Annotated in this window: 1 protein-coding gene; it reads right to left on the bottom strand. The window is 49.9% G+C overall.

Going from position 1 to position 461, the window contains the following annotated elements:
• Window positions 1-157: 157 nt before the first annotated feature.
• On the bottom strand, window positions 158-461 hold a 304-nt coding region (locus tag AC1RPH_RS07825), incomplete at its 5' end, for a hypothetical protein (RefSeq protein WP_481762030.1).

Below are 461 nucleotides of genomic sequence, written 5' to 3'. Positions count from 1 at the left end.
GATTCGGCGCGAGATTCAACACGGGGACAACGTTGTACTACGGAGCAGCAAAAGCAACAAATCCGGTGTACGACGGATCGAACTATTGGGCTACTATGTCAGGCGGTAGCACTGGTATTGCTACGTCGGCAGATTTAACTACATGGACCCCGATTCCTCAGCAGTTGTCCAATGTGGCGGCGCTTGGATATGTGGGATCAAATACAGTTACGGCATCGATTAACTCGGTTTCTTCGCAAGCAGTAGTCCAATACAGCACCAATAAGGGTTCTAGTTGGACTTCGGTGACGATGCCAGCAACAGGGACTTCATCTGCGTCTCCGCTTGCGGTCATTGCCACAGGTAACGCCACATATCCGCATCTTTTGTGCATAGGAGCCACAAACAATTCGGTGACTACTATATATGCGGTGGTCGGTAATCTTGCAACAGGTGCATCCAGTTTCAAGATTGCTTCGCAG

The sequence above is a fragment of the Dellaglioa sp. CoH-57-MRSF-16 genome (genome assembly GCF_056782055.1).
Note: the sequence above shows the minus strand (reverse complement) of the source record. Positions and strands in the feature narration are given on the sequence as shown.